This is a genomic window from Sphingomonas sp. TX0543, from assembly GCF_048565505.1.
GTDB lineage: Bacteria > Pseudomonadota > Alphaproteobacteria > Sphingomonadales > Sphingomonadaceae > Sphingomonas.
In genome coordinates this window covers 256,667-281,579 of the sequence record NZ_JBLZUS010000002.1, presented here as the reverse complement: position 1 = coordinate 281,579, position 24,913 = coordinate 256,667, and the positions used below count along the sequence as shown (strand labels likewise).

The 24,913-nt window shown below is 65.7% G+C and carries 30 protein-coding genes and 1 pseudogene; 21 read left to right on the top strand and 10 right to left on the bottom strand.

What is annotated here, in order from left to right:
- The 10 genes from ACM61V_RS01905 (at nucleotide 1) to ACM61V_RS01860 (ending at nucleotide 7,030) form a co-directional block, all read left to right on the top strand.
- Nucleotides 1–237: a twin transmembrane helix small protein gene (locus ACM61V_RS01905; RefSeq protein WP_137785401.1), complete on the top strand. Its 237-nt coding sequence runs from the start codon at nucleotides 1–3 to the stop codon at nucleotides 235–237.
- A gap of 95 nt (nucleotides 238–332) precedes the next feature.
- A complete protein-coding gene (locus tag ACM61V_RS01900; protein ID WP_137785400.1) occupies nucleotides 333–890 on the top strand; it encodes a cob(I)yrinic acid a,c-diamide adenosyltransferase in 558 nt (185 codons plus the stop codon).
- A 255-nt stretch (nucleotides 891–1,145) separates the two neighbouring features.
- A complete protein-coding gene (locus ACM61V_RS01895; RefSeq protein WP_137785399.1) occupies nucleotides 1,146–2,057 on the top strand; it encodes a heme o synthase in 912 nt (303 codons plus the stop codon).
- The gene (locus ACM61V_RS01890) at nucleotides 2,054–2,194 is read left to right on the top strand and encodes a hypothetical protein (RefSeq protein ID WP_171007464.1); all 141 of its coding nucleotides are present in this window, start codon (nucleotides 2,054–2,056) and stop codon (nucleotides 2,192–2,194) included. The genes ACM61V_RS01895 and ACM61V_RS01890 overlap by 4 nt, the downstream gene beginning before the upstream one ends.
- Nucleotides 2,191–2,730 (top strand): cytochrome c oxidase assembly protein, encoded by a 540-nt coding sequence (locus tag ACM61V_RS01885; protein ID WP_137785398.1) that lies wholly within the window; start codon nucleotides 2,191–2,193, stop codon nucleotides 2,728–2,730. The genes ACM61V_RS01890 and ACM61V_RS01885 overlap by 4 nt, the downstream gene beginning before the upstream one ends.
- Before the next feature lie 34 nt (nucleotides 2,731–2,764).
- Nucleotides 2,765–3,691, top strand: coding sequence for a cytochrome c oxidase subunit 3 (locus ACM61V_RS01880; RefSeq protein ID WP_137785397.1), 927 nt, complete (start codon nucleotides 2,765–2,767; stop codon nucleotides 3,689–3,691).
- Nucleotides 3,692–3,773: 82 nt separating this feature from the next.
- Nucleotides 3,774–4,130: a DUF983 domain-containing protein gene (locus ACM61V_RS01875; RefSeq protein ID WP_137785562.1), complete on the top strand. Its 357-nt coding sequence runs from the start codon at nucleotides 3,774–3,776 to the stop codon at nucleotides 4,128–4,130.
- Nucleotides 4,127–4,744, top strand: coding sequence for an SURF1 family cytochrome oxidase biogenesis protein (locus ACM61V_RS01870; RefSeq protein ID WP_137785396.1), 618 nt, complete (start codon nucleotides 4,127–4,129; stop codon nucleotides 4,742–4,744). Before ACM61V_RS01875 ends, ACM61V_RS01870 begins: the two co-directional genes overlap by 4 nt.
- Before the next feature lie 11 nt (nucleotides 4,745–4,755).
- Nucleotides 4,756–6,150, top strand: a complete 1,395-nt coding sequence (thrC, locus tag ACM61V_RS01865) for a threonine synthase (protein ID WP_137785395.1) — start codon at nucleotides 4,756–4,758, stop codon at nucleotides 6,148–6,150.
- 7 nt (nucleotides 6,151–6,157) lie between these two features.
- Nucleotides 6,158–7,030: a class I SAM-dependent methyltransferase gene (locus tag ACM61V_RS01860; protein ID WP_137785394.1), complete on the top strand. Its 873-nt coding sequence runs from the start codon at nucleotides 6,158–6,160 to the stop codon at nucleotides 7,028–7,030.
- A 31-nt stretch (nucleotides 7,031–7,061) separates the two neighbouring features.
- Here the strand turns inward: ACM61V_RS01860 and ACM61V_RS01855 are convergent, their stop codons facing one another.
- From ACM61V_RS01855 to ACM61V_RS01840, 4 genes are all read right to left on the bottom strand, one after another.
- Complete coding sequence (locus tag ACM61V_RS01855; protein ID WP_137785393.1) at nucleotides 7,062–7,319, bottom strand: hypothetical protein; 258 nt, start codon at nucleotides 7,317–7,319, stop codon at nucleotides 7,062–7,064.
- Nucleotides 7,320–7,386: 67 nt separating this feature from the next.
- Nucleotides 7,387–8,595, bottom strand: coding sequence for a 23S rRNA (adenine(2503)-C(2))-methyltransferase RlmN (gene rlmN, locus ACM61V_RS01850; RefSeq protein ID WP_419713771.1), 1,209 nt, complete (start codon nucleotides 8,593–8,595; stop codon nucleotides 7,387–7,389).
- A 47-nt stretch (nucleotides 8,596–8,642) separates the two neighbouring features.
- The gene (locus tag ACM61V_RS01845) at nucleotides 8,643–9,116 is read right to left on the bottom strand and encodes a hypothetical protein (protein WP_137785391.1); all 474 of its coding nucleotides are present in this window, start codon (nucleotides 9,114–9,116) and stop codon (nucleotides 8,643–8,645) included.
- A complete protein-coding gene (locus ACM61V_RS01840) occupies nucleotides 9,113–9,754 on the bottom strand; it encodes a histidine phosphatase family protein (protein ID WP_137785390.1) in 642 nt (213 codons plus the stop codon). The genes ACM61V_RS01845 and ACM61V_RS01840 overlap by 4 nt, the downstream gene beginning before the upstream one ends.
- Before the next feature lie 209 nt (nucleotides 9,755–9,963).
- Here ACM61V_RS01840 and ACM61V_RS01835 point away from each other — a divergent pair, with 209 nt between their 5' ends.
- Together ACM61V_RS01835 and dnaN are read left to right on the top strand one after the other, a co-directional pair.
- Nucleotides 9,964–10,584, top strand: coding sequence for an outer membrane protein (locus tag ACM61V_RS01835; RefSeq protein ID WP_419713770.1), 621 nt, complete (start codon nucleotides 9,964–9,966; stop codon nucleotides 10,582–10,584).
- A gap of 118 nt (nucleotides 10,585–10,702) precedes the next feature.
- Nucleotides 10,703–11,818 (top strand): DNA polymerase III subunit beta, encoded by a 1,116-nt coding sequence (gene dnaN, locus ACM61V_RS01830; protein WP_137785388.1) that lies wholly within the window; start codon nucleotides 10,703–10,705, stop codon nucleotides 11,816–11,818.
- A gap of 49 nt (nucleotides 11,819–11,867) precedes the next feature.
- Here the strand turns inward: dnaN and ung are convergent, their stop codons facing one another.
- The 3 genes from ung to ACM61V_RS01815 form a co-directional block, all read right to left on the bottom strand.
- On the bottom strand, nucleotides 11,868–12,569 hold the full coding sequence (gene ung / locus ACM61V_RS01825; protein ID WP_137785387.1) for a uracil-DNA glycosylase: 702 nt from the start codon (nucleotides 12,567–12,569) through the stop codon (nucleotides 11,868–11,870).
- 4 nt (nucleotides 12,570–12,573) lie between these two features.
- A complete protein-coding gene (locus tag ACM61V_RS01820) occupies nucleotides 12,574–13,698 on the bottom strand; it encodes an acyltransferase family protein (protein ID WP_137785386.1) in 1,125 nt (374 codons plus the stop codon).
- Nucleotides 13,699–13,784: 86 nt separating this feature from the next.
- Complete coding sequence (locus tag ACM61V_RS01815) at nucleotides 13,785–14,306, bottom strand: DUF1993 domain-containing protein (RefSeq protein ID WP_137785385.1); 522 nt, start codon at nucleotides 14,304–14,306, stop codon at nucleotides 13,785–13,787.
- Between the two features lie 86 nt (nucleotides 14,307–14,392).
- On the opposite strand from ACM61V_RS01815, the gene ispG reads away from it, so the two are divergent.
- Genes ispG through ACM61V_RS01785 form a run of 6 tightly spaced genes read left to right on the top strand, consistent with a single transcriptional unit; the run spans nucleotide 14,393 to nucleotide 18,112 of the window.
- On the top strand, nucleotides 14,393–15,508 hold the full coding sequence (gene ispG, locus ACM61V_RS01810; RefSeq protein WP_137785384.1) for a flavodoxin-dependent (E)-4-hydroxy-3-methylbut-2-enyl-diphosphate synthase: 1,116 nt from the start codon (nucleotides 14,393–14,395) through the stop codon (nucleotides 15,506–15,508).
- 28 nt (nucleotides 15,509–15,536) lie between these two features.
- Nucleotides 15,537–16,049: a retropepsin-like aspartic protease family protein gene (locus tag ACM61V_RS01805; protein ID WP_419713769.1), complete on the top strand. Its 513-nt coding sequence runs from the start codon at nucleotides 15,537–15,539 to the stop codon at nucleotides 16,047–16,049.
- Between the two features lie 32 nt (nucleotides 16,050–16,081).
- Nucleotides 16,082–16,978: a DMT family transporter gene (locus tag ACM61V_RS01800; RefSeq protein ID WP_137785382.1), complete on the top strand. Its 897-nt coding sequence runs from the start codon at nucleotides 16,082–16,084 to the stop codon at nucleotides 16,976–16,978.
- The gene (locus ACM61V_RS01795; RefSeq protein WP_137785381.1) at nucleotides 16,975–17,457 is read left to right on the top strand and encodes a GNAT family N-acetyltransferase; all 483 of its coding nucleotides are present in this window, start codon (nucleotides 16,975–16,977) and stop codon (nucleotides 17,455–17,457) included. Before ACM61V_RS01800 ends, ACM61V_RS01795 begins: the two co-directional genes overlap by 4 nt.
- Entirely contained in the window at nucleotides 17,457–17,771 is a 315-nt protein-coding gene (locus tag ACM61V_RS01790) for a DMT family transporter (protein ID WP_137785561.1), read from the top strand. Before ACM61V_RS01795 ends, ACM61V_RS01790 begins: the two co-directional genes overlap by 1 nt.
- On the top strand, nucleotides 17,768–18,112 hold the full coding sequence (locus tag ACM61V_RS01785) for a TfoX/Sxy family protein (RefSeq protein WP_137785380.1): 345 nt from the start codon (nucleotides 17,768–17,770) through the stop codon (nucleotides 18,110–18,112). Before ACM61V_RS01790 ends, ACM61V_RS01785 begins: the two co-directional genes overlap by 4 nt.
- Nucleotides 18,113–18,174: 62 nt before the next feature.
- Here the strand turns inward: ACM61V_RS01785 and ppa are convergent, their stop codons facing one another.
- The 3 genes and pseudogenes from ppa to ACM61V_RS01770 form a co-directional block, all read right to left on the bottom strand.
- On the bottom strand, nucleotides 18,175–18,714 hold the full coding sequence (ppa, locus tag ACM61V_RS01780) for an inorganic diphosphatase (protein ID WP_137785379.1): 540 nt from the start codon (nucleotides 18,712–18,714) through the stop codon (nucleotides 18,175–18,177).
- 46 nt (nucleotides 18,715–18,760) lie between these two features.
- Nucleotides 18,761–20,685, bottom strand: a pseudogene (locus ACM61V_RS01775) (M61 family metallopeptidase).
- Between the two features lie 72 nt (nucleotides 20,686–20,757).
- Nucleotides 20,758–21,417: a DUF1345 domain-containing protein gene (locus ACM61V_RS01770; protein ID WP_419713768.1), complete on the bottom strand. Its 660-nt coding sequence runs from the start codon at nucleotides 21,415–21,417 to the stop codon at nucleotides 20,758–20,760.
- Nucleotides 21,418–21,494: 77 nt separating this feature from the next.
- Here ACM61V_RS01770 and hisS point away from each other — a divergent pair, with 77 nt between their 5' ends.
- Genes hisS through prmC form a run of 3 tightly spaced genes read left to right on the top strand, consistent with a single transcriptional unit; the run spans nucleotide 21,495 to nucleotide 24,647 of the window.
- Nucleotides 21,495–22,751 (top strand): histidine--tRNA ligase, encoded by a 1,257-nt coding sequence (gene hisS / locus ACM61V_RS01765; protein WP_137785376.1) that lies wholly within the window; start codon nucleotides 21,495–21,497, stop codon nucleotides 22,749–22,751.
- Complete coding sequence (gene prfA, locus ACM61V_RS01760) at nucleotides 22,748–23,824, top strand: peptide chain release factor 1 (RefSeq protein ID WP_137785375.1); 1,077 nt, start codon at nucleotides 22,748–22,750, stop codon at nucleotides 23,822–23,824. Before hisS ends, prfA begins: the two co-directional genes overlap by 4 nt.
- Nucleotides 23,787–24,647, top strand: a complete 861-nt coding sequence (gene prmC / locus ACM61V_RS01755; protein ID WP_137785374.1) for a peptide chain release factor N(5)-glutamine methyltransferase — start codon at nucleotides 23,787–23,789, stop codon at nucleotides 24,645–24,647. The genes prfA and prmC overlap by 38 nt, the downstream gene beginning before the upstream one ends.
- Nucleotides 24,648–24,913: the final 266 nt, after the last annotated feature.

Here is a 24,913-nt window from a genome sequence, read left to right as displayed (position 1 = left end):
ATGAAGATCTTCCTCGTCATTCTGCTGGTGGCAGCGATGATCGCCACGGTGGTCGCGCTCTTGCGCGGCGTCATTACATTTCTTCAGGGTGCGAGCGCGGAGGCGCGCGGCGAGGTGGGCTCAGGCCCCACCGCCAGCCAGCTCAAATCGAACCGCATGATGCAGCAGCGCATCCTTTTTCAGGCGCTGGCGATCCTGATCTGCGTCGTGCTGCTGTTCGCGATGGGGCGGACGTAAGATTTTAACAGCGTTGCCGGCCTGCGGCCCGCGCGCCGTTATGGACTGACGCCGCCGCCGAAGCCCGGTCGATGGCGGCGCCGTGAGGATTGACGATGGTAAAGCTCAACAAGATCTACACCCGCACCGGCGATGCGGGGACAACCGGGCTGGTCGATGGCAGCCGCGTCGCCAAGACCGATCCGCGCATGCAGGCGATCGGCGATGTGGACGAGGCGAACTCCGCGATCGGCGTCGCGATCGCCACTATCGACGATCCGGCGTTGCGCGCGGCACTGCTGCGTATCCAGAACGACCTGTTCGATCTCGGCGCCGATCTCGCTACGCCCGGTGAGGATTTCACGCCGACCGAGATGACGCTGCGCATCGATCCCGCGCAGGTCGAGCGGCTCGAGGCAGAGATCGATGAGATGAATGCGGCGCTGGAACCGCTGCGCAGCTTCGTCCTGCCGGGCGGCGCGGCCGCCGCGCTGCACCTTGCCCGCGCGATCACGCGACGGGCGGAGCGATCGGCGGTCGGGATCGACGGTGGCGCCAATCCGCAGGCGTTGATCTACCTTAACCGCCTGTCGGACTTTCTGTTCGTCGCCTGCCGTGCGGTGAACCTTCGCGCTGATGGCGATGTGCTGTGGGTGCCCGGCGGGGCGCGATAGGAAAATGGCCGGCGCGCACGGTTGTCGCGGTCGCGCTCATCGCTCCCAATAATGGCATAAGGGTCGGCCGGTCATTGGCGGTGCGACGATCGTCGCTTATGGCGATGGGCGCGGTTCCCGGCAGTCCCAGCCCGCAAAAGCAGGATGAATGGCCGCTTGGCTGGATCGGCACTTGCCACGAACGCCGCATCGACGCCATCGACATCCCGCCCTTCCCCCGCGCCGCGCGACAAGCTATGGCCCGCGCAGACCAGCATGAGCACCGCCTCTCCCCTTCTGCCGCCAGCACATTGGCGGGATTTCCTGGCGCTGACCAAGCCCCGGGTGATGACGCTCGTCGTTTACACCGGGCTGTGCGGGCTGCTTGCCGCGCCCTCGATCGACGGGCATCGCGTCCATCCCGTGCTCGGCTTCACCGCGATCCTGTGCATCGCGCTCGCGGCCGGGGCGGCAGGCGCGCTCAATCAATGGTATGAAGCGGATATCGATGCCGTGATGCGACGCACCGCCGCGCGGCCGCTGCCCGCCGGGCGGATGGATCGGCAGGCGGCGCTTCATTTTGGTGTCGGCCTCGGCGCGTTCGCGGTGATCCTGATGGGGTTGGCGCTCAACGTGCTGGCGGCTGCGATACTGGCGGCATCGATCCTGTTCTACGTGCTGATCTACACCGTGTGGCTGAAGCCGCGCACGCCGCAGAACATCGTGATCGGCGGTGCGGCGGGCGCGTTCCCGCCGCTGATCGGCTGGGCGGCGGCGACAGGGCATATCGCGCTGCTGCCGGTACTGATGTTCCTGCTCGTCTTTTTGTGGACGCCGCCGCATTTCTGGGCGCTCGCGCTGTTCGTGAAGACCGATTACGCCAATGCCGGAATCCCGATGCTGCCGGTTGTGGCGGGCGAGCGGACGACGCGGCGCCAGATCGGGCTGTATACGATCCCGATGGCCGTTGCTGCGGTGCTGCCGTGGCCGCTCGGGCTTTCGGGTGAGGTGTACGGGCTGGTGTCGGTGGTGATGACGGCGTGGTTCGGCTGGCTCGCGCTGCGCGTGGCGACGCGCACCGCCGAGCCCGACGATGCGATGAAGCCTGAAAAGGCCCTGTTCAAATTTTCGATCCTCTACCTGTTCGTCGTGTTCGGCGCGCTGGTGACAGACCGGTGGATGGCATGAATAGCGAAGATGAAAAGCTGATCCGGCAGCGGCAGAAGGGCCGCGCGATCGTGATGGGGCTGCTGCTTGGCGCGTTCGTCGTGCTGGTGTTCGCCATCACGATCGTCAAGATCAAGGCGGGGATGGTGGCGCGGTGAGGGTCGCGCGCACCACCCGCACCGCGCTGCTGGCGGTACTCGGCATCTGCTTCATGACCGGGCTCGCCTTTGCCAGCGTGCCGCTTTACCGCTTGTTCTGCCAGGCGACCGGCCTCAACGGCACCACGCAACGCGGGCTGGCGGCGCCGGGCGCGGTGGATCGCGCGATCCGCATCGATTTCGACGCCAACACCAGCACGCATCTGCCATGGCGCTTCACGCCGGAGCAGGGCAGCGAGACCGTGAAGGTCGGCGCGCGTGACATGGCGTTCTTCACCGCCACCAATCGCGCCGCGGTGCCGATCACTGGCACCGCCACGTATAACGTAACGCCATATCAGGCGGGAAAGTATTTCACGAAGATCGAGTGTTTCTGCTTCACGCAGCAGACGCTGAAGCCGGGTGAGACGGTGCGAATGCCGGTGATCTTCTTCGTCGATCCGAAGATCCTGACCGATCCCGATACCAGGGATGTCGAGACGATCACGCTCAGCTATACATTTTACCCGGTGGATTCCGGGAAAACCTCAAGCTAGAGAACCAGCCACTTAGGAACAGGGAACGTAACGAATGGCCGGCGCGAAGAACCACGATTATCACATCCTGCCACCCGATCCGTGGCCGCTGATCGGATCGTTCGCCGCGCTCGCGATGGCCGCGGGCGGCATCATGTGGATGCACGGCGGGCATGTGGGCAAGCCCAACGGTGGCGGCTTCCTGTTCTTCGCCGGGCTGTTCGCGGTGCTGTTCACGATGTTCTGCTGGTGGCGCAATGTCATCAAGGAAGCGCACGCGGGCGACCATACGCCGGTGGTGCAGCTTCACTTCCGCTATGGCATGATCCTGTTCATCGCCTCTGAAGTGATGTTCTTCGTCGGCTGGTTCTGGGCCTATTTCGATTTCGCGCTGTTTCCCGCCGCAATCAGCTTCGTCAACGGGCAGGTCGAGCATGCGGCCGATGGCGCCGCGGCGATCGCCGCTCAGTGGCCGCCGAAGGGGCTGGAGGTCATCAACGCCTTCGAATTCCCGCTGCTCAACACACTGATCCTGCTGACCAGCGGAACGACGGTCACCTGGGCGCACCATGCGCTGATCCACAATCAGCGCGGCGGCGAAAAGGTCGGCCTGTGGGGCCTGCTCGGCGTCGGCAATCGCGACAGCGTGCTCAAGGGCTTGTGGCTGACGATCGTGCTCGGCCTGATCTTCTCGTCGATCCAGGCCTATGAGTACATTCACGCGCCGTTCCCGTTCAAGGGGCTGAACTATGGCGCGGCCTTCTTCATGGCGACCGGTTTCCACGGCTTCCATGTCATCATCGGCACGATCTTCCTCACCGTGTGCCTTATCCGCGCATACAAGGGCGATTTCACGCCGCGGCAGCATTTCGGCTTCGAGGCGGCGGCCTGGTACTGGCATTTCGTCGACGTGGTGTGGCTGTTCCTGTTCGTCGCCATCTACGTCTGGGGCGGCTGGGGCGCGCCGGTTCACGGTGGGTGATGCTGAGAGCGGTTCGGGACCGGCGGATTCGCCCGCCGGTTCGCGATCCGAGGATAACGGACAAGCGGGCGCGGCGGGAACGATCTCGCCGCGCCCTTTCGATTGTGGGTTCAGGGGGGTCTGTCCGCGTTGCGGCGGCAGGACGTTGTTCGCGGGCTGGGTGAAGTTTGCCGATCGGTGTCGCATATGCTGGTTGGACTATGCCGCGTTCAACGTTGGCGACGGACCGGCGGCGTTCCTGACGCTGATCCTGGGAACGCTTGTCGTGATCGGCGCGGTGGCGCTGGAGCTGACGATCGAGCCGCCGTTGTGGGTTCAGCTTCTGCTATGGACCCCCGTGACGCTTGGTGGCGTGGTGTTCAGCCTGCGCCTGGCCAAGGGCTGGCTGATCGCACTCGAATATCGCAATGCCGCGCATGAGGGGCGATTGAAGCAATGACGCGTTGGCCGGTAATGCCCACGATCCTGGTCGCGCTCGCGGTGGCGGCGATGATCGGGCTTGGCCTGTGGCAGCTCCTGATCCGGCTGCCGGAAAAGGAAGCGCAACTGGCGCAGCTTGCGGCCAACCCCGGCAAGCCTGCGATCGCTTTCCCGCGCTTCCCCGATGACGCGTTGCTGTTTCGTCGTGCGACCGGTTTCTGTCTGTCGGTCGCAAGCATCGAGCGCGCCGGGGCGGGGAATTCCGGCTACCGCCTGATCGCCCATTGTCGCACCGGGGCGGAGGGCCCGGGGATGAAAGTGCAACTTGGCACCACGCGCGATCCCGATGCGAAGGTGCAATGGAGCGGCGGCAAGGTTTCGGGCTGGGTAAGCCACGCGCCGGACGCACGACCGCTGATCGCCGGCCTGTTCGATCATATGCCGCGCGAACTTCTGCTCGTGGCGGATGCGCCGCCTCCGGGCCTTGCGCGGAACACGCGGCCGGATATCACGATCGTGCCCAACAACCACTTCGCCTATGCCGTGCAATGGTTCTTCTTCGCGGCCGTTGCGGGGGTGATCTACGTGCTGGCGGTGCGGCGGAGGATTGCCCGCATGAACGACGCGCGTTAGGCGCGTCGTTCATGCGCTATATTTCCACCCGCGGGGCCGCGCCGGCTCTGGATTTCCGCGACGTCACGCTTGCGGGCCTCGCTGCCGATGGCGGCCTGTATCTCCCGGAACGCTGGCCGACGCTGAGCCGGGACGCGATCGCCGGACTGGCGGGCCTTTCCTATGTCGATACGGCGGTGGCGGTGATGGCGCCGTTCGTGGGAGACAGCCTGACGAACGACGAACTCAAGTCGCTGTGCAGCACGGCTTACGGCAGGTTCGATCATGCCGCCGTCACGCCGCTCGTCCAGCTCGATCATGATCGATGGCTGCTGGAACTGTTCCACGGCCCGACGCTGGCGTTCAAGGATGTCGCGCTCCAATTGCTCGGCCTTCTGTTCGAAAAATTTCTTGCCGGCAGCGATCGCCACCTCACCATCGTGGGCGCGACCTCGGGAGACACCGGCTCCGCCGCGATCGACGCGGTGGCGGGGCGCGCGGGCGTCGATATCTTCATGCTTCATCCGGAAGGCCGGGTGAGCGACGTGCAGCGCCGCCAGATGACCACGGTCGGCGCGCCAAACGTCCACAATATTGCGATTCGCGGCGATTTCGATTCCGCGCAGGCGCTGGTGAAGGCGATGTTCAACGATCCGGGTTTTTCCGGGCGGTTCAGCCTGTCGGCAGTCAATTCGATCAACTGGGCGCGGCTGATGGCGCAGGTGGTCTATTATTTCTACGCCGCCGTACGGCTCGGCGCGCCGGAGCGAGCGATCTCGTTCAGCGTGCCGACCGGCAATTTCGGCGACGTGTTCGCAGGCTATGTCGCCGTGAAGATGGGCTTGCCGGTGGCGAAGCTGATCGTGGCCACCAACGTCAACGACATCCTCGCGCGCGCGCTGGCGAGCGGCGATTATTCGTGCCGCACGGTCGTGCCGACGCCGACACCCTCGATGGACATCCAGGTTTCCTCGAATTTCGAGCGCTTGCTGTTCGATCTCGGCGGGCGGGACGGCAACGCGCTGGCAGAACAGATGCGCGGGTTCGAGGCGACGCGCGCGATGCGGCTGAGCAACGCGCAACAGGAGGGCGCGGCGGCGCTGTTCGCGAGCGAGCGGGTCGATATCGATGACATGTCGCTGGCGATGCGCTGGGCGTTCGAGCGCGCCGGGCAGGTGATCGATCCGCACAGCGCGATCGGCCTCGCCGCGGCGCGCCGCCAAGCCGGGGAGGCGCCGGTAGTGACGCTGGCTACCGCGCATCCGGCGAAATTCCGCGACGCGGTGGAACGCGCGACGGGCGTTCGCCCCACGCTTCCTGCGCGCGTCGGAGACCTGTTCGACCGCGAAGAGCGCTATGTCACGCTCGATGCGACGTTCGAGGCGGTGAGCGGCTATATCGCCGGGCTGGCCTCTCCGCGCAGGTGAGGGCGGCGTGATCCTTGACACTCTCATCGGCGACCCATGGGCGGATTATGGCCTGATCGATTCGGGCCATGGCCGAAAGCTGGAGCGCTATGGCCGCTTTCGGTTCATCCGCCCGGAACCGCAGGCATTGTGGGCGCCGGCAAAGGCGGACTGGCGGGCGCATGGCGAATTCGTGCCCGGCAGCGACGAGGATGGCGGCGGCCAGTGGCACTTCGCCGAGCCGGTGCCGCACGAGGGGTGGCCCTTGTCGTGGCGCGAGGTGCGTTTCACCGCACAGACCACGCCCTTCCGCCACCTCGGCTTCTTTCCCGATATGGCGCCGGTGTGGGGGTGGATGCGCGAGCAGCTCGCCGGCCGAAGCGAGCCGGAATGCCTCAACCTGTTTGGCTATACCGGTGTGGGCACGCTGGCGCTCTCCGCGATCGGCGCGCGGATGGTGCATGTCGATGCCTCGAAGAAATCGGTGGAAGCGGCGCGCGGCAATGCCGTGCTTTCCGGGCTGGCGGACGCGCCGGTGCGCTGGATGATCGACGATGCGGCGAAGTTCGTCGCGCGCGAGGTGCGGCGCGGGCGGCGCTATGACGGCATCCTGCTAGATCCGCCCAAATACGGTCGCGGGCCGACCGGCGAGGTGTGGCGGCTGGAGGAGAACCTGCCCGCGCTGATCGCCGATTGCCGCCGGTTGCTCGATGGCGATTCACGCTATCTTTTCCTGACGGTGTACGCCGTCCGCATGTCCGCGCTGGCGATCGGCGAGATGCTGCGACAGGCGTTCGCGGACCTGCCGGGGAAGGTGGAGGCGGGCGAACTCGGCGTGCGCGAGGAATCGCGCGGGCTGGTGCTGCCGACAGCGATCTGGGCGCGCTGGTCGCGGAGGTGAGGGGCGGGGATTGTTGGGAAGCTGCCATTAGCTAGTCAGCCGTTGTCTGAACCCAAATGCGCGACACACCCCGCTGCTCTGCCCACCTCGTCGCGGCGGCTATCGCCACCTCCAGGCTCACGTCGTTCTCCGCCAGGGATATGTAGAACGCGTCCTCTCCACCCGCTTTCTTGCCATAGCCGGTGCCAAAGAACTGCCCGTCATCGCTTGCCTCAACGACGATCCAAGTCTCTCGCTCGGACAGTAGCGGCATTTGTTCACCGGGAGCCAAATAGATGAGTTCGACCATCGCTCAACTATTCTCACGCCCAAGCAGTGTCGGCAACTGCGCGAAAGCGGTCAAAATTCCCTCAGCCTCACCCCAGAGCGGCCAGCTTCTCCTCCGCGAGCCGGTCCAGCTCCGCGCGCGTCTTGCGCTCGGACGCGGTCTTGAGCTGCCCACACGCGGCATCGATATCGCGCCCGCGCGGCGTGCGGGTGGGCGCGGAGATGCCGGCTTCGAAGATCAGCGTCGAGAACGCCTTGATCCGCTCGGGCGTGGAGCATTCATAGGGCGCGCCGGGCCATGGGTTGAACGGGATAAGGTTCACCTTCGCGGGCAGGCGATAATGGCGGATCAACCGCACCAGTTCGCGCGCGTCATCGTCCGAATCGTTCTTGTCCTTCAGCATCACATATTCGAACGTGATGCGCCGCGCGTTGTTCGCGCCGGGATAGTCGGCGCATGCCTGCAGCAGTTCCTCGATGCCGTATTTGCGGTTCAGCGGCACGATCTCGTCGCGCACCTCCTTGGTGACGGCGTGGAGCGATACGGCGAGGTTTACCCCGATCTCCTCGCCCGCGCGCGCCATCATCGGCACCACGCCCGAGGTGGAGAGCGTGATCCGCCGCTTCGAGAGCGCCAGGCCATCGCCGTCCATGACGAGCTTGAGCGCATCGCGCACGCTGTCGAAATTATACAGCGGCTCGCCCATGCCCATCATCACGATGTTGGTGAGCATCCGCCCCTCGGGCTGGCTCGGCCATTCACCGAGCGAATCGCGCGCGAGCATCACCTGCCCGACGATCTCGGCAGCGGTGAGATTGCGGACGAGGCGCATCGTGCCGGTATGGCAGAAGCGGCAGTTGAGCGTGCAGCCGACCTGGCTGGATACGCACAGCGTGCCCCGATCGGCATCGGGGATGAACACCATTTCGTAATCCTGCCCGTCGTCCGACCGGAGCAGCCATTTGCGCGTGCCGTCGGTGGAGACCTGTGCCTCGATCACCTGCGGCCGACTGATGACGAAGCGCTGGGCGAGCCACGGGCGCAAGGTCTTCGAGATATCGGTCATCAGATCGAAATCGGTGACGCCACGATTGTAGATCCAGTGCCAGAGCTGCTTGGCGCGCAGCTTGGCCTGTTTCGGCTCAAGCTGCGATGTCTCGAGCGCCATGCGCAGATCGTCTTTCGACAACCCGAGCAGGTCGATGCGCCCGTCGCTGCGCGGCGCAAGGGCGCGCGCCACGGGCACGGGATCGATGTGCCCCGGAATGGGCATGAGGGCTGCCGGCGCTGTCTGCATGACCGCGCACATAGGCGAAGTCGCGCGGTTTTTCCAGAAGCAACGATTCAGCGCCCGGCGCAGCCCAGCGCGGCGGCGTCGATCGCGGTGGCGGCGCCGGACAGGCCATAGGTATCGGCGAAGGGGCGACCGCTCGCGGCTATCGTCGACACGCTCATGCTTCGTCCGCCGCGCATCGCGGCGATCACGGCACGATCGGTGGCCGCGTCGGGAGACCAGGCGGCGGAATCGCGCGCGGAAAGATTGAAGCGGCGGTCCCCCACCGCCAGCGTCACGGTCGCGCCGGGGCGGGCCGCGGCGCTCAGGCGGACGAACAGTGCGCCGCGCCGTTCCGTGCCGAAACGACTGACCACGCTGGCGAACGGTCGCCAGCGTGAGGCGGCGCCGGCGCGCATCGGCGCGGCGATCGCGAAGCAGCGCGCGGGTGCGGCATCGCGAAACGCGCCCCAGCTTTGATAGACGCCGATGGTTGCGCGCCCCTCGGCCGCTCCGGCCAGCAACAGGAGCGCGGCCGCGATCATGCCGGGGCGTGGCCCGTGCCGAGATGCGCGACCGATTCGCGCCCACCTTCGATCAGAGTGACGGTCCCCTGCGGATGGCCGGGCAGAACTGGCGAACCGTAACGTCCAACCGGCGTTCCGGTCATCACCCCCCGCATCACGCGGCTGGAGATGCCGTGCATGATGACCAGCCGGTCGCCGGGATCGCGCGCGGTGTCGGCAAGCCATCCGGAAACGCGTCGGGCGATCGAGGGGTAATCCTCGCCGTCCGGTGCGGGGCGCAACAGGCCCTCCGCGTCGATCACCGGCCCGACTTCGCCGATGACGTCGGCGTAATAGCGGCCGCCCCAGCTTCCCATGCCGATCTCGGCCAATCGGGGATCGACGTTCGCCTCGTGCCAGTCGAGCTCGAGATGCTCCGCCACGATCGCCAGCGTCTGCAGCGCTCGGCCCGCGTTCGATGCCCACAGGGTGAGCGGCGGCCGCGGCCCGAGCAGGTCGCGCAGCGCCAGCCCCATTTCCTCCGCCTGCGCGAAGCCGGCGCGGGTGAGCGGGGTGTGGGGCGCATCGCCCTGCAGCCGGCGCGCGGCGTTGAACACGGTTTCGCCATGCCGTGCGATGAAATCACGGCCGAGGCGGGCGGGTGCCGAGGTGGTCATGAGGTGACCTTTGGACCGCTACGGCATGCCCGCGCAACGACTTATTCTTGACGTGGGCGATCGGAGCCGCACCCCGCGATTTCAACCCCCTGTGGCCGAAAAACAACGGATTTCCGCGTTTATCTGAGGTTCATGCAAAGTGCTGCGAGAACGCCCAGATAGGCTCCGCGCCCCCAGTTTCAGGGGACGGTTATCGAATGGAGTTTGTTATGCGTAAGCTCGTTATCGCCACTGCCGCCGCCGCGATGGGCGCCGCCCTCGCCACCCCGGCGCTGGCGCAGAGTCAGGCACCGTTTTCGGGTCCGCGTGTCGAGGTGCTGGCCGGATGGGATCATCTGAACGCCCATGACGGCAACGGCAGCGGGCGTGATGGCCTCACCTATGGCGGCGCGATCGGCTATGACGCGAACCTGGGTGGCAGCACGATCCTCGGCATCGAAGGCGAGATCGACGGTTCGACGACCAAGGCACACTTCTATGACATCGTCAACACCGGCGACGCCGCGCGCCTGAAGGCGGGCCGCGACCTCTATGTCGGTGGTCGCCTCGGCTACGTCGTCTCACCGCGTGCGATGATCTATGCCAAGGCGGGCTACACCAATGCCCGCTTCAACGCGCGCTATTTCGACGGCACCGCGACGACGTTCGAGGACAGCCAGAACCTCGGCGGCTATCGTCTTGGCGCGGGCGTGGAATATAACGTGACGCCGACCGCCTACATCAAGGGCGAGTATCGCTACTCGCATTATGGCCACATCGACGGCGTCGACAATTATGATCCGAACCTCGATCGCCATCAGATCATGGCGGGCGTGGGCATGCGCTTCTGAGCGCAGCTTCGCGATCTGACGAAAAGAAGGGTCGGGGCGCTTGCTCCGGCCCTTTTTCATTGGCTAGGGTGGCGCGCTAACTGCCCCGGCCTTTGCCGCAGGGCTGGGGGATGACAGAATGAAGGCGACGATCGAACGCGCGACGCTCCTCAAGGGGCTTAGCCATGTGCAATCCGTGGTGGAGCGCCGGAATACCATCCCGATCCTGTCCAATGTCCTGATCGAGGCGACGGCGGAGGGGGCGCTGCGGCTGATGGCAACGGATCTCGATCTCCAGATCAACGAAAGCGTGCCGGCGGCGGTGGATCAGCCGGGCGCGACCACGGTTTCCGCGCACACATTGTTCGATATCGCACGCAAGCTGCCGGAGGGGGCGCAGGTGTCGCTTTCCGCCGCCGACGGCCGGATGGCGATCGTGGCCGGGCGGGCGCGCTTCTCGCTCGGCACGCTGCCGCGCGACGATTTTCCGGTGATCGCCGAGGGCGAGCTGCCGACCCAGTTCGAGATGCCCGCCGAGGCGCTGAAGCAGATCATCGACAAGACGCGCTTCGCCATCTCCACCGAGGAGACGCGTTACTATCTCAACGGCATATTCCTGCACGTCGCCGATGAGGGCGCGCAGCCGGTGTTGAAGGCGGCGGCGACCGACGGCCACCGCCTGGCGCGCGTAACCATTCCCCGCCCGGAAGGCGCGGAGGGCATGCCCGACGTGATCGTGCCGCGCAAATGCGTCGCCGAGCTGCGCAAGCTGCTCGATGAGGTCGACGGATCGGTCGGCGTATCGCTGTCCGGCACGAAAATTCGCTTCGATCTCGGCCAGGCGGTGCTCACATCGAAGCTGATCGACGGCACGTTTCCCGATTATTCGCGCGTGATCCCGACCGGCAACGACAAGATCCTCAAGATCGACCCGAAAAGCTTCATGGAAGGTGTCGATCGCGTCTCCACCATCGCCACGGAAAAGACGCGGGCGGTGAAGGTCGGGCTTGATCGCGACAAGGTGACGCTCTCCGTCACCAGCCCGGAGAACGGCACGGCGGCGGAGGAGGTGCCGGGCGAATATGTGTCCGCGCCGTTCGAGATCGGTTTCAACAGCCGCTACCTGCTCGATATCCTGGGGCAGATCGATGGCGACGTCGTGGAAGTCCACCTTGCCGATGCCGCCGCGCCGACGCTGATACGCGAGAATGACAAATCGCCCTCGCTGTATGTGCTGATGCCGATGCGGGTCTGACGGGCAGGGGCGGTGGCGGCGCGTTGCCACCGCGAAGGCGCGCCTCTGGCTATTCGGCGGCCGACGGCAAGGCCCAATCGATCGTTCCCCGCCCGTTGCCGTCAAGGAACGCGTTCGCCTTGCTGAAATGCCCGCTGCCGAACCATCCACTGTGCGCGGAAAGCGGCGAAGGATGCGGCGCCTTCAACACGAGATGGTGCCCGCCCTGCTCCACGCCCCGCACGAACCCCGCCTTCTTCTGGGCGTAGCTGCCCCACAGCATGAACACGATCGGCTCCGGCCGCGCGGCGAGCAGACGGATGATCGCGTCGGTGAACTTTTCCCAGCCGCGGTCGCGGTGCGCGGCGGCCTGCCCGCTCACCACGGTCAGCACGCTGTTGAGCAGCAGCACGCCCTGCCGCGCCCAGCTTTCGAGGAATCCGTGCGCCGGCCGCGCGATGCCGCAATCGGCTTCCAGCTCCTTGTAGATGTTGACGAGGCTCGGCGGCGGACGAACCCCGGGCGGCACGGAAAAGCACAGTCCATGGGCCTGTCCCGGCCCGTGATAGGGGTCTTGCCCCAAGATCACCACCCGCACGTCGGGCAGCGCAGTCAGCACCAGCGCGCGGAACCAGTCGGCGGAATGGGGGAAGATCTGCTTGCCCGCCGCCTTCTCCGCACGGAGAAAGTCACGCAGCGCTGCCATATAATCGCTGGCGAATTCGGCACGCAGCGGCTCCAGCCATGTCGGATGCATCTTCGGCTCGGCCATGTCGCTATCCTCTGAGCCGCAGCCCGATCAGCGGGCGGATGAGCGGAACTGCCCGGCCGCCGAGGTAAAAGGCCCAGCACCCCGTTACCGTCGCGGCGACCAGGATCGCGAATTCGGCCGGGCCGGAAAGACGCAGCGGCAACAGCCAGAACATCACGAGCACGATGATCGTCTGGTGAATGATATAGAAGGGGAATACCGCTTCCGTCAGGATCCTGCGCGCGGGCGTGTCATGGTTCCACCAGCGATCCGCGACACCGAGCAGTGCGGCGATCGCGCCCCATTGCTGCAACGCATGCACCGCGCCATAGGGACGCAGCACCCAGCGGGGCGTCCGCACCGAAGGCGGCCAGGTATATTCGATCGCCAGCACCGTGCCGAATGCCGCCAGCGCGATCACTGCCGCGACCGGCCACAGCCGCCGCAGCGCAGCCATCGCCGCGACCGAGCGGGCCAGCCCGAAGCCGAACAGGAAATCAGGCACGTACATGAAATGCGCCATCGTATCGTCGATCAGCATGTGCGTCTCGCCGACCATCGGGAACCACCATGCGTGAACGGCCAGCGCCCACGCCGTCGGGATCACGATCACGCCCCAGCCGCCGAATACCCGGTCGAACCAGCGTTGCGGCGCATCGCTGCGCACCAGCGCCACCAGCAGCGCGAGCGCAAGCGTATAGACCCACAGATAGCCGATGAACCACAGATGGTTCCATGTCGGCAGCAGGATTCCGCCAAGCTTCCCGAAGCGGAAATAATCGTGCAGCCAGAAATAGGGAAAGCCATGGGCGTATCCCAGCTTGGTCACCAGCTCGACCCACGGCTGCGGCGGCACGATCACCGCGATGCCGAATGCGAGCGGCACGAGCAGCCGCCAGCTGCGATTGGCGATGAACGGCACCAGTCCGGCCGACCGCCGGATCAACGCGCGGCTGGCATAGCCCGAAACGACGAACAGCAGCGGCAGACGCCACGCGTTGGTCGCCATCATCGGCAGCGTCGTCCAGTCCTCGCCGTTGGTGGACTTCACGTGGAAGTTCCACGGCACGAAGACCATGCCGATATGATAGAGGATGAGCAGCCCGAATGCGCCGATCCGCAGCCAGTCCATCCCGTAATGTCGCGCCATCCGATCGGCTGTAAGGCGCAAACCCGGCCATAACAATCGCATACGGCGGCGTGACGCCCGATCGCGCCAGGCCGCCCGGCGGAGCCTCAACGCTTGAAGCGCGGCATCCCCATGAAATCGCGCTTGCCGATCTGAACGCCTTTGGCGCGCAGGATCGCATAGGCGATCGAAGCGTGGAAATAGAAATTAGGCTGCGAAAAACTGAGCAGGAAGGATGCGCCCGTAAACGGCATCGCCGTCTCGCCGAAACGGAATTCGGTGTCGCGATCGCCCAGAGCATCGATCTCGGCCGGGACGAGCGCCTTCAACGTGGCGATCGCCTGCTGCAGCTTGGCGCGCAGCCCCGCAAAATCGGTGGGCCACGCATCCAGGTTGGGCGAATAGCTCCCCGCGCGGACGCCCTCGATTGATCCAAGCGCATGTTCGACGGCAGCCTTCACCTGATAGCCGAACGGCAGCATGTCCGGCGCGAGCCGCGCACCGATCAGATCGGACGGGGCGATCCCCTGTTCGGCGCAGAACGTCTCCGCCTTGACGATCAGGCCCTCCAGCGCGGCGAGAATCTGAATGTTCGACGGAATGGTCGCATCATAAAGGGAAAGCGTCATCGATCCTGCTCCTTTTCGGTAACGTGGCGTTTCACTCCGCGTCCCAAGCCGCTATATCGCGGTGAACCCCGATAGGAAGCTTGTCCATGTCCGTTCGCCCCTGGCGCGATATCCACCGCCGCAAGAGCCGCCAGATCATGGTCGGCAATGTGCCGGTCGGTGGGGATGCCCCCGTCACCGTTCAGACGATGACCAACACCCCGACCAGCGACGCGCGCGCGACGATCGACCAGATCCGCCGCTGCGAGGACGCCGGGGTGGATATCATCCGCGTGAGCTGCCCCGATGTCGAGAGCACCGCCGCCTTCCGGCAGATCGTTCGCGCCGCACGCGTGCCGATCGTCGCCGACATCCATTTTCACTACAAGCGCGCGCTGGAGGCGGCGGATGCCGGCGCGGCGTGCCTGCGCATCAACCCCGGCAACATCGGCTCGGCGGAACGTGTCAATGAAGTGGTCAACGCCGCCAAGGCGAATGGCTGCGCGATCCGTATCGGCGTGAACGCGGGCAGCCTCGAGAAAGACCTGCTGGAAAAATACGGTGAACCTTGCCCGGAGGCGCTGGTCGAAAGCGCGCTCGATCATATCAAGCTGCTCCAGGATCGCGACTTCCACGAGTTCAAGGTTGCGGTGAAGGCATCCGATATCTTTCTCGCGGTCGCCGCCTACCAGCAGCTTGCCGAGGCGGTGGATTGCCCTCTGCATCTGGGCATCACCGAGGCAGGCGGCTTCGTGGGCGGCACGGTCAAATCCGCGATCGGGATCGGCTCGCTCCTTTGGTACGGTATCGGCGACACGATCCGCGTATCGCTCTCGGCTGAGCCGGAAGAAGAAGTGCGCGTCGGCTTCGAGATTCTGAAGAGCCTTGGTATCCGCAACCGGGGCGTGCGCGTGGTGAGTTGTCCGAGTTGCGCGCGGCAGGGGTTCGACGTGATCCGCACCGTGCAGGCGCTGGAGGAGCGGCTCCAGCATATCCGCACGCCGATGTCGCTCTCCGTGCTCGGGTGCGTCGTCAACGGGCCGGGCGAGGCGCGCGAGACCGATATCGGCATCACCGGCGGCGGCAACGGCAAGCACATGGTGTATCTGTCCGGCGTCACCGATCACCATGTGCAGGATGCCGACATGATCGAGCACATCGTCAAGCTGGTCGAAGCCAAGGCGGCCGAAATCGACGCGGCGAACGAAAAGGCGGCGGCGTAACCATTCCCTAAGCGCGGCGCGGTAGGGCATGCCGATGCGCACCGCGATGCTCCTGATGATCGCTGCCGGTACGGTGATCGGCCTCGCGCTGCCCGGCGCGCGGCCCGGCGGCACTGCGCGGGCGAAAGTGGATATCGCGGCAGTCGCCTCGTCCGGCGCTGCGCCCAATTACCAGCGGCCGCGCGAAACGGTGATCCAGCGCGACGACAGCGGCCATTTCTACGCCTTCGCCACTGTCAACAACGAACCGGTCCGCTTCGTGGTCGACACCGGCGCGACAACGGTCGCGCTGACGGCGGAAGATGCGCGGCGTGCGCATGTCAGCGTCGACCCGTCGCAGTTCGTGCCGGTTGGTTATGGCGCGGGCGGCGAAGTGCGTGGACAGCCGGTGACGCTCGATCGGATCGAGCTGGACGGAAAAGCCGTGGGCGCGGTGCGGGCGGTGGTGCTGCCGGACCTGCGGGTATCGCTGCTCGGCCAATCCTATCTGCGCCAGATCGGCAGCGTATCGATCAGCAACAATGAGATGCGCCTCAAGTAGCGCGCTGGCGCACACCCGGCTAAGCGAGATGGATGAATCGGCCGCTTTCCCCCGCGCTGGCCTTCGCCGTCGCGGCGGCGGGGATCGGCCTGTTCTCGATCATGGACGCGTTCATGAAATCGCTGACGCTTGCGCTCGGCGTTTATAACGCGCTGATCTGGCGCACAGGTGCGTCCACCGCGTTCGGGCTGGCGGGCTGGATTGCGGGGGGCGCCCCGCGACCCAGCCGGCGCGGGATGCGTCTGCATATGGTGCGTGGGGCGATAACGGCGGCGATGGCGCTGCTGTTCTTCTGGGGCCTCGCGCGCATTCCGATGGCGCAGGCGATCACGCTGGCATATATTGCGCCGTTGCTGGCGCTGCTGTTCGGCGCCCTGTTCCTGCAGGAGCGGGTCGGGCGGCGGGTGATCGCCGCTTCCGTTGCGGCATTCGCAGGGGTGCTTGTGGTGCTCGCGGGGCAATCGAGCCTCGCGCTGGGCCGGCAGGGGATGGAAGGGACGATCGCGGTGCTGGCCTCGGCGCTGCTCTACGCGGTAAATCTGGTGGTCGCCCGGGTGCAGAGCCAGGCGGCCGGACCATCCGAGATCGCCTTTTTCCAATCCGCGCTCGTCACGCTGTTCCTCGCGCTTGGCGCGCCTTGGCTGCTCGCGGTGCCGGAGGCGGGGCAATGGTGGAAGATCGCCGTCGGCGGGTTGCTGGCGACCAGCTCGCTGTTCCTGCTGGGCTGGGCCTATGCGCATGGCGAGGCGGGCTATCTCGCGACCTCCGAATATACGTCTTTCCTCTATGCCGCGACGCTCGGCTATATCGTGTTCGGGGAGCAGCTTTCGCTCCACACGCTCGCCGGCGCGGCGATCATCGTCGCCGCCTGTCTTTATGGCGCGCGCCGTCGCGATATCGCACAGGCTGCGATAGAGGGTGCGGCATGAGCATTGTCATTCGCCCCGCCACGCCGACAGATTGCGGCATCATCCTGCGCTTCGTACGCGAACTGGCGGAATATGAGCGCGAGCCGGACGCCGTCGAGGCGAGCGAGGAGATGCTCGCCGCCGCGCTTTTTGCCACGCCCCCCGCGGCCGAGGCGCTGATCGCGGAGCAGCGAGGCGAGCCGATCGGTTTTGCCCTGTTCTTCCACAATTTCTCCACCTGGACGGGCAAGCGCGGAATCTACCTCGAGGATCTCTATGTTACGCCGGCCGCGCGCGGATCCGGCGCGGGCAGGGCGTTGCTCGTTCACCTCGCGGGCCTGGCGCTCGATCGCGGCTGCGCGCGGTTCGAATGGTCGGTGCTCGACTGGAACACGCCGGCGATCGATTTCTATCGCTCGATGGGTGCGACCGGCATGGAGGAATGGACCGTCCAGCGCGTCACCGGTGACGCACTCGTCCGCCTGGCGGGACGGGCGTGATGGCGTGGGCATGGCTGATTTTGGGAGGGCTTTTTGAAGTCGGCTTCACCACCTGCCTGCGCAATGCCGATGGCTTCCGCAATCTGCCATGGACGCTCGCTTTTCTGGCCTCCGTCACGCTTTCTATGGGTCTGCTGGAACTTGCCGCGCGCTCGATCCCGATGGGCACCGCCTACGCCGTGTGGACCGGGATCGGCGCGCTCGGCACGGTGGTGGTGGGCGTAACGCTCTACGGTGAGCCGCTGACGGCGATCCGGGGTCTGCTGATCTTCGGGGTGGTCGCCTGTATCGCCGGGCTTAAGGCGACAGCGTGACGATCGATACCGGCCTGATCACCTGGATAGCCGAGGCGCTGGAGCCACTTGGCACGCTTTCTCGCCGGCGGATGATGGGCGGCGTGACGCTCTATCTGGATGGCGCCGTGTTCGCGATTGTCGACCGCGACGACGCGCTATGGTTCAAGGCTGATGCCGCAAGCGACGCCTTCTGGGATGGCGCCGGCTGCGCGCGCTTCGCCTATGAACGGGATGGCACCATCGCGATGATCAACTATCGCCGCGCCCCCGACGAAGTTTACGATGACGCCGAAGCGATGCAGAAATGGGCCGCCCCCGCAATCGCGGCCGGGCGGCGCGCGCCACGCATGCGCAACTAGGGAAACGCCGCCCGCCCCGGTGCGGAACGGGCGGCGCGATCCCCGCTTCTAAAGAAATGCGGTCAGGCCGCCTTGGCCTGCTTGGCGCGCTCGATCGCCTCGACCACGATCTGCCGTGCCTCGGCGGCATCGCCCCAATTGCCGACGCGCACCCACTTTTCGGATTCGAGATCTTTATAGTGGGTGAAGAAATGCTCGATCTGCTGCAGCACGATCGAGGGCAGATCCTGACGCTCGCCGACGTCGGAATAATAAGGGAAGGTCGTGTCGACCGGCACGCAGATCAGCTTCTCGTCACCGCCATGCTCGTCCTCGAGATTGAGCACGCCGATCGGGCGCACGCGCACGACGCAACCGGGAATGAATGGCGAGCGTGCGATGACGAGTGCGTCGAGCGGATCGCCATCGGGCGACAGCGTATGTGGCACGAAGCCGTAGTTCGCCGGATAGCGCATCGGTGTGTGCAGGATCCGATCGACGAACAGCGCGCCGGATTCCTTGTCAAACTCGTATTTCACGGGCTCACCGCCGGTGGGCACCTCGATGACGACGTTGAGTTCCTCGGGTGGGTTCTTGCCCACGGGGATAAGGTCGATGCGCATGGTATCCTTCACTTCGCTCGAACGGAGAGACGCCGGTATCCGCGCGTCAGCGCGGCGCCAGCAGCCTGTCGAGGCCATTCTCTCCGGTGCCGATCTTTTGGAGGCGCGGTAGCGCAGCCCGCCGTGCCAGTCGAGCGATACCGTGCGATATTCTTCGGCATTTCTGATGAGCAGCGCCACCGGGGCTTTCGTATCCTTCGCCGCCGCGATCGCGGCCTTCAACCGTTCGGCTGAATAGCTCTCGCCGTTGATCGCGGTGATCGTGGTGCCGACCTTCAGCCCGGCGGCGAATGCGGGGCTGTCCCACGTAACGCCGCTCACTACGCCACCCTCGCCGATTATCATCCCGCCCGAATAGGTGAGATCGGTAATCTTGCGGGTCTTCTCGCCGTTGCGGAACGATGGCGGCGCGGTATCGGTGTAGATCAGGCGATAGCCATTGCGCTCGAACCCCTCGATCGGCGCGCCGGCGGCGTGCTCGGTTAGCCGCTTGTTCAGATAGGCTTTCCAGTCCCACGGCTGGATCGCATTGAGCGTCTGCGCCACATCGTCGATCGTATAGGTAAGCTCGCCCCAGTCGCCGTCGCGCACCCCGAAAAAGGCGCGCGCGAAATCGTCGATCGATTTCCTGCCGCCCGATTTCTCGCGCAGCAGCGAATCGACATCCATCCAGACGAGCAGGCCCTCGTTGTAATAGTCCTCGCTGCGCTGCCAGCTCGTCCAGCCCTTGGGCTTGCGCTGGGCGATGACGGGATCGTTGGTGGTGTCGACCAGATCGCGCCAGTGCCGCGCGGGCTGCGAATCGTAATTCGCCATGATCGCGGCATACTGATCGAGCGTATCCTGCTTCGAAACCAGGCCCGACCGCGCCTGGAGCACGAAACCCCAGAATTGCGTCTGCCCCTCGTACACCCACAGCAGCGAACCGCGCATCGGCGCGCGGAAATCGGGGGTCCACAGATCGGCGCCACGCCGGAACTTGCCGTTCCAGCTATGCGTGAACTCGTGTGGCAGCAGATTGCGACGGCCCGGTCCCTCCTCCCACTTCGTGAAATAGCCGGGGGTCACGCCGTTTTCGGAGCTGCGATGATGCTCCAGCCCGATCCCGCCGAGCCTGTCGGTGATCGAAAGCAGAAAATCATAATGGTCGTAGTGCTGCGCGCCGAAGGTCTTCACCGCCTGATCGACCAGCCTTTTGTGGGCGTCAATCTGTGCCGGTGTCGCCACCAGTTCCGCCGGATCGTCGGCGAAAACGTTTAATGACACACGATCGCTGAGCGGGATCACGCGGCCATAGCGACCGGCGAGCATCGGCGAATCGACGAGGATTTCGTAATTGGTCTGCTGATAGGCCCAGGTGTTGGCGATGCCTGTCGCCTTGCCGCGCAGCGCGCCCGCCGCCGTCCAGCCCGCCGGCCAGGCAACGTTCATCCGCACGGGGATGCGCCGCGTGAAATACCCCGCCGGGTAGAGGCTCACCTGATTTGGTTGCAGGCTAATCATCGTCGGGGTCACAACGATGCGCCCCTGATCGGCGCGCGTGGCGGAAAGGAACTGAAATTCCACATCGAGCTGCTTCGCGCCAGCCGGCACGTCGATGTGGAACGCGAACACATCGACCGGATCGCGCGTCCACGGCACCTGCTTGCCGTTGGCGCGGATGACGAGGCCGGCGAGCTTCTCGATCTCCCCGCGCGGAGAATGCGCACCTGGCAGCCACTTGGGATAGAGCAACGCCATATGGCCCGCGCTCGCGACGGGGATCGCCTGCTTCACGCGCAGGATGCCGCGCACCGTATCGGTCGCGTCGACATTGATCACCATCGTGCCCGGATAGGCCTCATCGCGTGGTTGAGGAATCGTGTCGGTAAACGGCGTTGGCTGCGGCGCGGAGTTACCTGCGGGAACCTGGGCGGTCGCAGCGATCGGGGCGGTGGACAACAGAAGCACGGCGGCAATGGCACGAAGCATCAAGCAAACTTTCACAACAACACATACACGAACGGTCACGCTAACTGCCTGCGCACGTTCCCGTCCAGCCGCTCAATGCCCGCCGCTGCTGCCCAGCACGTTGATGGTGAACGCCAGCACCCCGATGTTGAACACGAACGCCGCCAGGCACTGGCCGATCGACACGCGCCGCATCCGCCGCGTTGTCATGTCCACGTCAGAGGTTTGGAACGTCATCCCCAGCGTGAAGCTGAAATAGATGAAATCCCAGTAATTCGGCTCGTCGCATTCGGGGAAATCGAGCCCGCCCGAATCCTTGCCGGCGTTGTCGCTATAATAAAGGTGCGCGTAATGCAGCGCATAGACGACGTTGGAGAACAGCCACGCAAGCGCCAGCGTGGCCACGAGCAGCACGATCGAGCGTCCCGACGGCGGCCCCCGCAGCTCGTTGGCCACCACGACCAGAATCACGATCATCACCAGCCCGGTGATGGCGCGCAGCCCGGCGCGATTGGCGTCGTTCGCTTTGGCTCGCGCCCGCACGTCGCTCGTCTCGTCCCCCAGCAGCGGCCACAGCGAGACCAGGAAGAACGCCGCGCCTGCATCGAAGCCGATCATCAGCGCCCGTCCCCAGGCGAAGCCCCAGACCATGCCGGAACCGACACCCACCGCCGCCATGATCGCCATGAAGGCTATAAAACGCAGCGGCGCGACGTGCCGCCCCACCTGCCAGCGTTGAACGCTTTGCGTCATCTGCTCTCCCGTCTCTCTCCCGGCGCGGCAAACCCTAGCGTCGGCGCGCATCCTCGCATAGATAGCCGCGCTTCATCATGGCCCGTATCCAGACCCCAAATCGCGTCCGCGGCACGCAGGACATTTTCGGCGCCGAACAGCGCCGCTTCGCCCATGTGCTCGACAAGTTCGATCGCGTCCGCAGGCTCTATTGCTTCGGTCGCGTCGACCTGCCGGTGTTCGAGGACACGCAGGTTTTCGCCCGCTCGATCGGCGAGACCACCGACGTCGTCTCCAAGGAGATGTACACCTTTCCCGACAAGGGCGGCGATTCGCTGACGCTGCGGCCGGAGTTCACCGCCGGGATCGCACGCGCCTATATCACCGAGGGGTGGCAACAGTTCGCGCCGCTCAAGCTTGCCACCTCCGGCGCGGTGTTCCGCTACGAGCGCCCGCAAAAGGGGCGCTACCGCCAGTTCCACCAGATCGACGCGGAGATTCTCGGCGCGCCGGAGCCGGCGGCGGACGTGGAATTGCTGTGCCTCGCCGACCAGCTGCTCCGCGACCTCGGCATCGCCGACGGCGTGACGCTCCAGCTCAACACGCTCGGCGACGCGGCGACCCGCGATGCGTGGCGCGATGCGCTGGTCGCGCATTTCGGGCTTCATCGCGGCGATTTGAGCGAGGACAGCCTGACGCGGCTCGACAAGAACCCGCTCCGCATCCTCGACAGCAAGGATCCGCGCGACCGCGCAATCGCCGAGGCCGCGCCGGGGATCGACGAGTTCATGACCGCCGAGGCGGGCGTGTTCTTCGAAAGTGTGACCAGCGGGCTGGACGCGGCCGGCGTGAAGTGGACGCGCAACGAGCGACTGGTGCGCGGACTGGATTATTACCGTCACACCGCGTTCGAGTTCGTCACCGACCGGCTCGGCGCGCAGGGCACGGTGCTGGCCGGCGGGCGCTATGACGGGCTGGTGGAGAGCCTCGGCGGCCCGGCGACGGCGGGTGTCGGCTGGGCGGCGGGCGTCGAGCGGCTGGCGATGCTGATCGAGGAGCCGGCGGCGGAGCCGCTCGCGGTCGCAATCGTCGCCGAAGCAAGGGAATTGGAAACGGCATCGTTCGCATTTGTCGCGGCGCTTCGCGCGGCCGGAATATCTTCCGAAATGTTTGCCTCAGGCAGCCCGAAGAAGCGCTACGACAAGGCGCTCAAAGCCAACCCCTCTTACGTCGTTTCCCTTCAGCGCGAGCATGTCGGGCAACGCATTTTGCAGCCCGATGCGGTCGATGCGAACAAGGTGCGATCAATAATCGATCCACTTATACATCGCCTGGGTGAGCTTGCGAACGCATGACCACCATCTCGCTCGAACGCATCCGGCAGATCGAGGCGCGGCGGGATGAACTCGCGGCGATGATGGCGACCGGCGATCTTTCCGGCGAACGCTTCGTCGCGGTATCGAAGGAATATGCCGAGCTTGAGCCGGTCGCGGTTGCGGCGGCGGAGGTGCGGCGGCTGCGGCAGGAGGCGGAAAGCCTCTCGTTCATGACCGAGGACGCCGATGCCGAGCTGCGCTCGATGGCCGAGGACGAACTGCGAGAGAACAAGGCGGCGCTCGAACAGGCGGACCGCAGGCTCGCGCTCGCGCTCCTCCCGCGCGACGCCGCCGACGAGCGTTCCGCGATGCTGGAGGTGCGCGCCGGCACCGGCGGTGATGAGGCGGCGCTGTTCGCGGGCGATCTGTTCCGCATGTACCAGCGCTATGCGGAGACGCAGGGCTGGCGGGTCGAGCTGATCTCTGCGTCAGAAAGCGAGGTCGGCGGGTTCAAGGAAGTCGTCGCTTCCGTCACGGGGCAGGGCGTGTTCGCCAAGCTCAAATTCGAAAGCGGCGTCCACCGCGTTCAGCGCGTGCCCGTCACCGAAAGCGGCGGCCGCATCCACACCTCGGCCGCCACCGTCGCGGTGCTGCCCGAGGCGGAAGAGGTGGACGTGCAGATCGACGACAAGGATCTGCGCATCGATATCTATCGCTCGTCGGGCCCCGGCGGCCAGTCGGTCAACACGACCGATTCGGCGGTGCGCATCGTCCATATTCCCACCGGGCTGACGGTAATCCAGCAGGACGAGAAATCGCAGCACAAGAACAAGGCCAAGGCGCTCAAGGTGTTGCGCACGCGATTGTATGAGCTTGAACGCGAACGGCTTCATGCCGAGCGGGCGGGCGCGCGCAAATCGATGGTCGGGTCCGGCGATCGCTCCGAGCGTATCCGCACCTATAATTTCCCGCAGGGCCGTGTGACCGATCATCGCATCAACCTGACGCTGCATCGCCTGCCCGAAATCCTAGCGGGCGAGATGGGTGAGCTGGTCGGCGCACTGATCGCGGAAGATGAGGCGGAGCGGCTGGCGACGCTCGACGCTGCCTGAGGTGTCACGCTCGCCGGCCAGCGGCGCGCTCGCGGTGGCGGCCGCACGCTTCGCCTTCTCCGCCACCGCGCGTCTTGATGCCGAGCTGCTGCTTGCCCATGCGCTGGGGATCACGCGCGAACGGCTGCTGCTGACGCTGGCCGACTGGCCCGTCCCGCCAGCCTTTGCCGACCTAGTGGAACGGCGCGCACGGCACGAGCCGATCGCCTATATCACCCGAACGCGCGCGTTCTGGACGATCGAGCTTGACGTCGCGCCGGGCGTGCTCATCCCGCGTGCCGACAGCGAGACGCTGATCGAGGCGGCGGTGGCGCATTTCGCCGGCACCCCCGGGCCGCGACGGGTGCTCGATCTCGGCACCGGCTCCGGCGCGCTGCTGCTCGCCGCGCTCGATCAGTGGCCGGACGCCAGCGGCATCGGGCTGGATGCGTCACCCGCTGCGCTCGCCATCGCCCGCGCGAATGCCGCCCGTGTCGCGCCGGGCCGCGCGTGCATTGCGGAGGGCGGATGGAACGGGACGGGCGAGCCGTTTGACCTGATCCTGTGCAACCCGCCCTATATCGCCACGGATACGCCGCTGCCACGCGAGGTCGCGGCCTTCGAGCCGGCGTCCGCACTGTTTGCTGGTGAGGACGGTCTCGACGATTATCGCCTCATCGCGCCGTACCTCGCAGGCCAGATCGCGACCGGCGGCGTCGCCTGTATCGAGATCGGGCATGACCAGGCCGAAAGCGCCGCGCCGCTATTCCGCGACGCCGGGTTGCGGGTCGCGCTGCGCCGCGATCTGGCCGGTCACGACCGTTGCCTTGTCATCACGCCTTGAAACCGGCGAATGCGCAACCAACATTTTGCTTTGAGAAAGCCCCGCGAACGGCTAAGAGGCCAGCAGGGGCGCACCAGATCAACTCAAGTAGTTGAAATTGGGGAAGTTGCCCATCCCTCGTCATAAGCCGCTGCAGTCCGGTGGCCCGTGGCAGGCCCAGGCCCGCGATTTGTTCGCGCCGGCATGGGCCGGGGGAGGTTGCACCGTGAAGTCCGGGATGGGTGCGTTCGGAAATGGGTCCGGTTTGGGTTCGAGGACGAGGACAG

Coding starts and splice junctions, on each gene's coding strand:
- ACM61V_RS01905 (WP_137785401.1), top strand. CDS start 1: ATGAAGATCTTCCTCGTCATTCTGCTGGTGGCAGCGATGATCGCCACG.
- ACM61V_RS01900 (WP_137785400.1), top strand. CDS start 333: ATGGTAAAGCTCAACAAGATCTACACCCGCACCGGCGATGCGGGGACA.
- ACM61V_RS01895 (WP_137785399.1), top strand. CDS start 1,146: ATGAGCACCGCCTCTCCCCTTCTGCCGCCAGCACATTGGCGGGATTTC.
- ACM61V_RS01890 (WP_171007464.1), top strand. CDS start 2,054: ATGAATAGCGAAGATGAAAAGCTGATCCGGCAGCGGCAGAAGGGCCGC.
- ACM61V_RS01880 (WP_137785397.1), top strand. CDS start 2,765: ATGGCCGGCGCGAAGAACCACGATTATCACATCCTGCCACCCGATCCG.
- ACM61V_RS01870 (WP_137785396.1), top strand. CDS start 4,127: ATGACGCGTTGGCCGGTAATGCCCACGATCCTGGTCGCGCTCGCGGTG.
- thrC (WP_137785395.1), top strand. CDS start 4,756: ATGCGCTATATTTCCACCCGCGGGGCCGCGCCGGCTCTGGATTTCCGC.
- ACM61V_RS01855 (WP_137785393.1), bottom strand. CDS start 7,319: ATGGTCGAACTCATCTATTTGGCTCCCGGTGAACAAATGCCGCTACTG.
- rlmN (WP_419713771.1), bottom strand. CDS start 8,595: ATGCAGACAGCGCCGGCAGCCCTCATGCCCATTCCGGGGCACATCGAT.
- ACM61V_RS01845 (WP_137785391.1), bottom strand. CDS start 9,116: ATGATCGCGGCCGCGCTCCTGTTGCTGGCCGGAGCGGCCGAGGGGCGC.
- ACM61V_RS01840 (WP_137785390.1), bottom strand. CDS start 9,754: ATGACCACCTCGGCACCCGCCCGCCTCGGCCGTGATTTCATCGCACGG.
- ACM61V_RS01835 (WP_419713770.1), top strand. CDS start 9,964: ATGCGTAAGCTCGTTATCGCCACTGCCGCCGCCGCGATGGGCGCCGCC.
- dnaN (WP_137785388.1), top strand. CDS start 10,703: ATGAAGGCGACGATCGAACGCGCGACGCTCCTCAAGGGGCTTAGCCAT.
- ung (WP_137785387.1), bottom strand. CDS start 12,569: ATGGCCGAGCCGAAGATGCATCCGACATGGCTGGAGCCGCTGCGTGCC.
- ACM61V_RS01820 (WP_137785386.1), bottom strand. CDS start 13,698: ATGGCGCGACATTACGGGATGGACTGGCTGCGGATCGGCGCATTCGGG.
- ACM61V_RS01815 (WP_137785385.1), bottom strand. CDS start 14,306: ATGACGCTTTCCCTTTATGATGCGACCATTCCGTCGAACATTCAGATT.
- ispG (WP_137785384.1), top strand. CDS start 14,393: ATGTCCGTTCGCCCCTGGCGCGATATCCACCGCCGCAAGAGCCGCCAG.
- ACM61V_RS01805 (WP_419713769.1), top strand. CDS start 15,537: ATGCCGATGCGCACCGCGATGCTCCTGATGATCGCTGCCGGTACGGTG.
- ACM61V_RS01800 (WP_137785382.1), top strand. CDS start 16,082: ATGAATCGGCCGCTTTCCCCCGCGCTGGCCTTCGCCGTCGCGGCGGCG.
- ACM61V_RS01795 (WP_137785381.1), top strand. CDS start 16,975: ATGAGCATTGTCATTCGCCCCGCCACGCCGACAGATTGCGGCATCATC.
- ACM61V_RS01790 (WP_137785561.1), top strand. CDS start 17,457: ATGGCGTGGGCATGGCTGATTTTGGGAGGGCTTTTTGAAGTCGGCTTC.
- ppa (WP_137785379.1), bottom strand. CDS start 18,714: ATGCGCATCGACCTTATCCCCGTGGGCAAGAACCCACCCGAGGAACTC.
- ACM61V_RS01770 (WP_419713768.1), bottom strand. CDS start 21,417: ATGACGCAAAGCGTTCAACGCTGGCAGGTGGGGCGGCACGTCGCGCCG.
- hisS (WP_137785376.1), top strand. CDS start 21,495: ATGGCCCGTATCCAGACCCCAAATCGCGTCCGCGGCACGCAGGACATT.
- prfA (WP_137785375.1), top strand. CDS start 22,748: ATGACCACCATCTCGCTCGAACGCATCCGGCAGATCGAGGCGCGGCGG.
- prmC (WP_137785374.1), top strand. CDS start 23,787: ATGAGGCGGAGCGGCTGGCGACGCTCGACGCTGCCTGAGGTGTCACGC.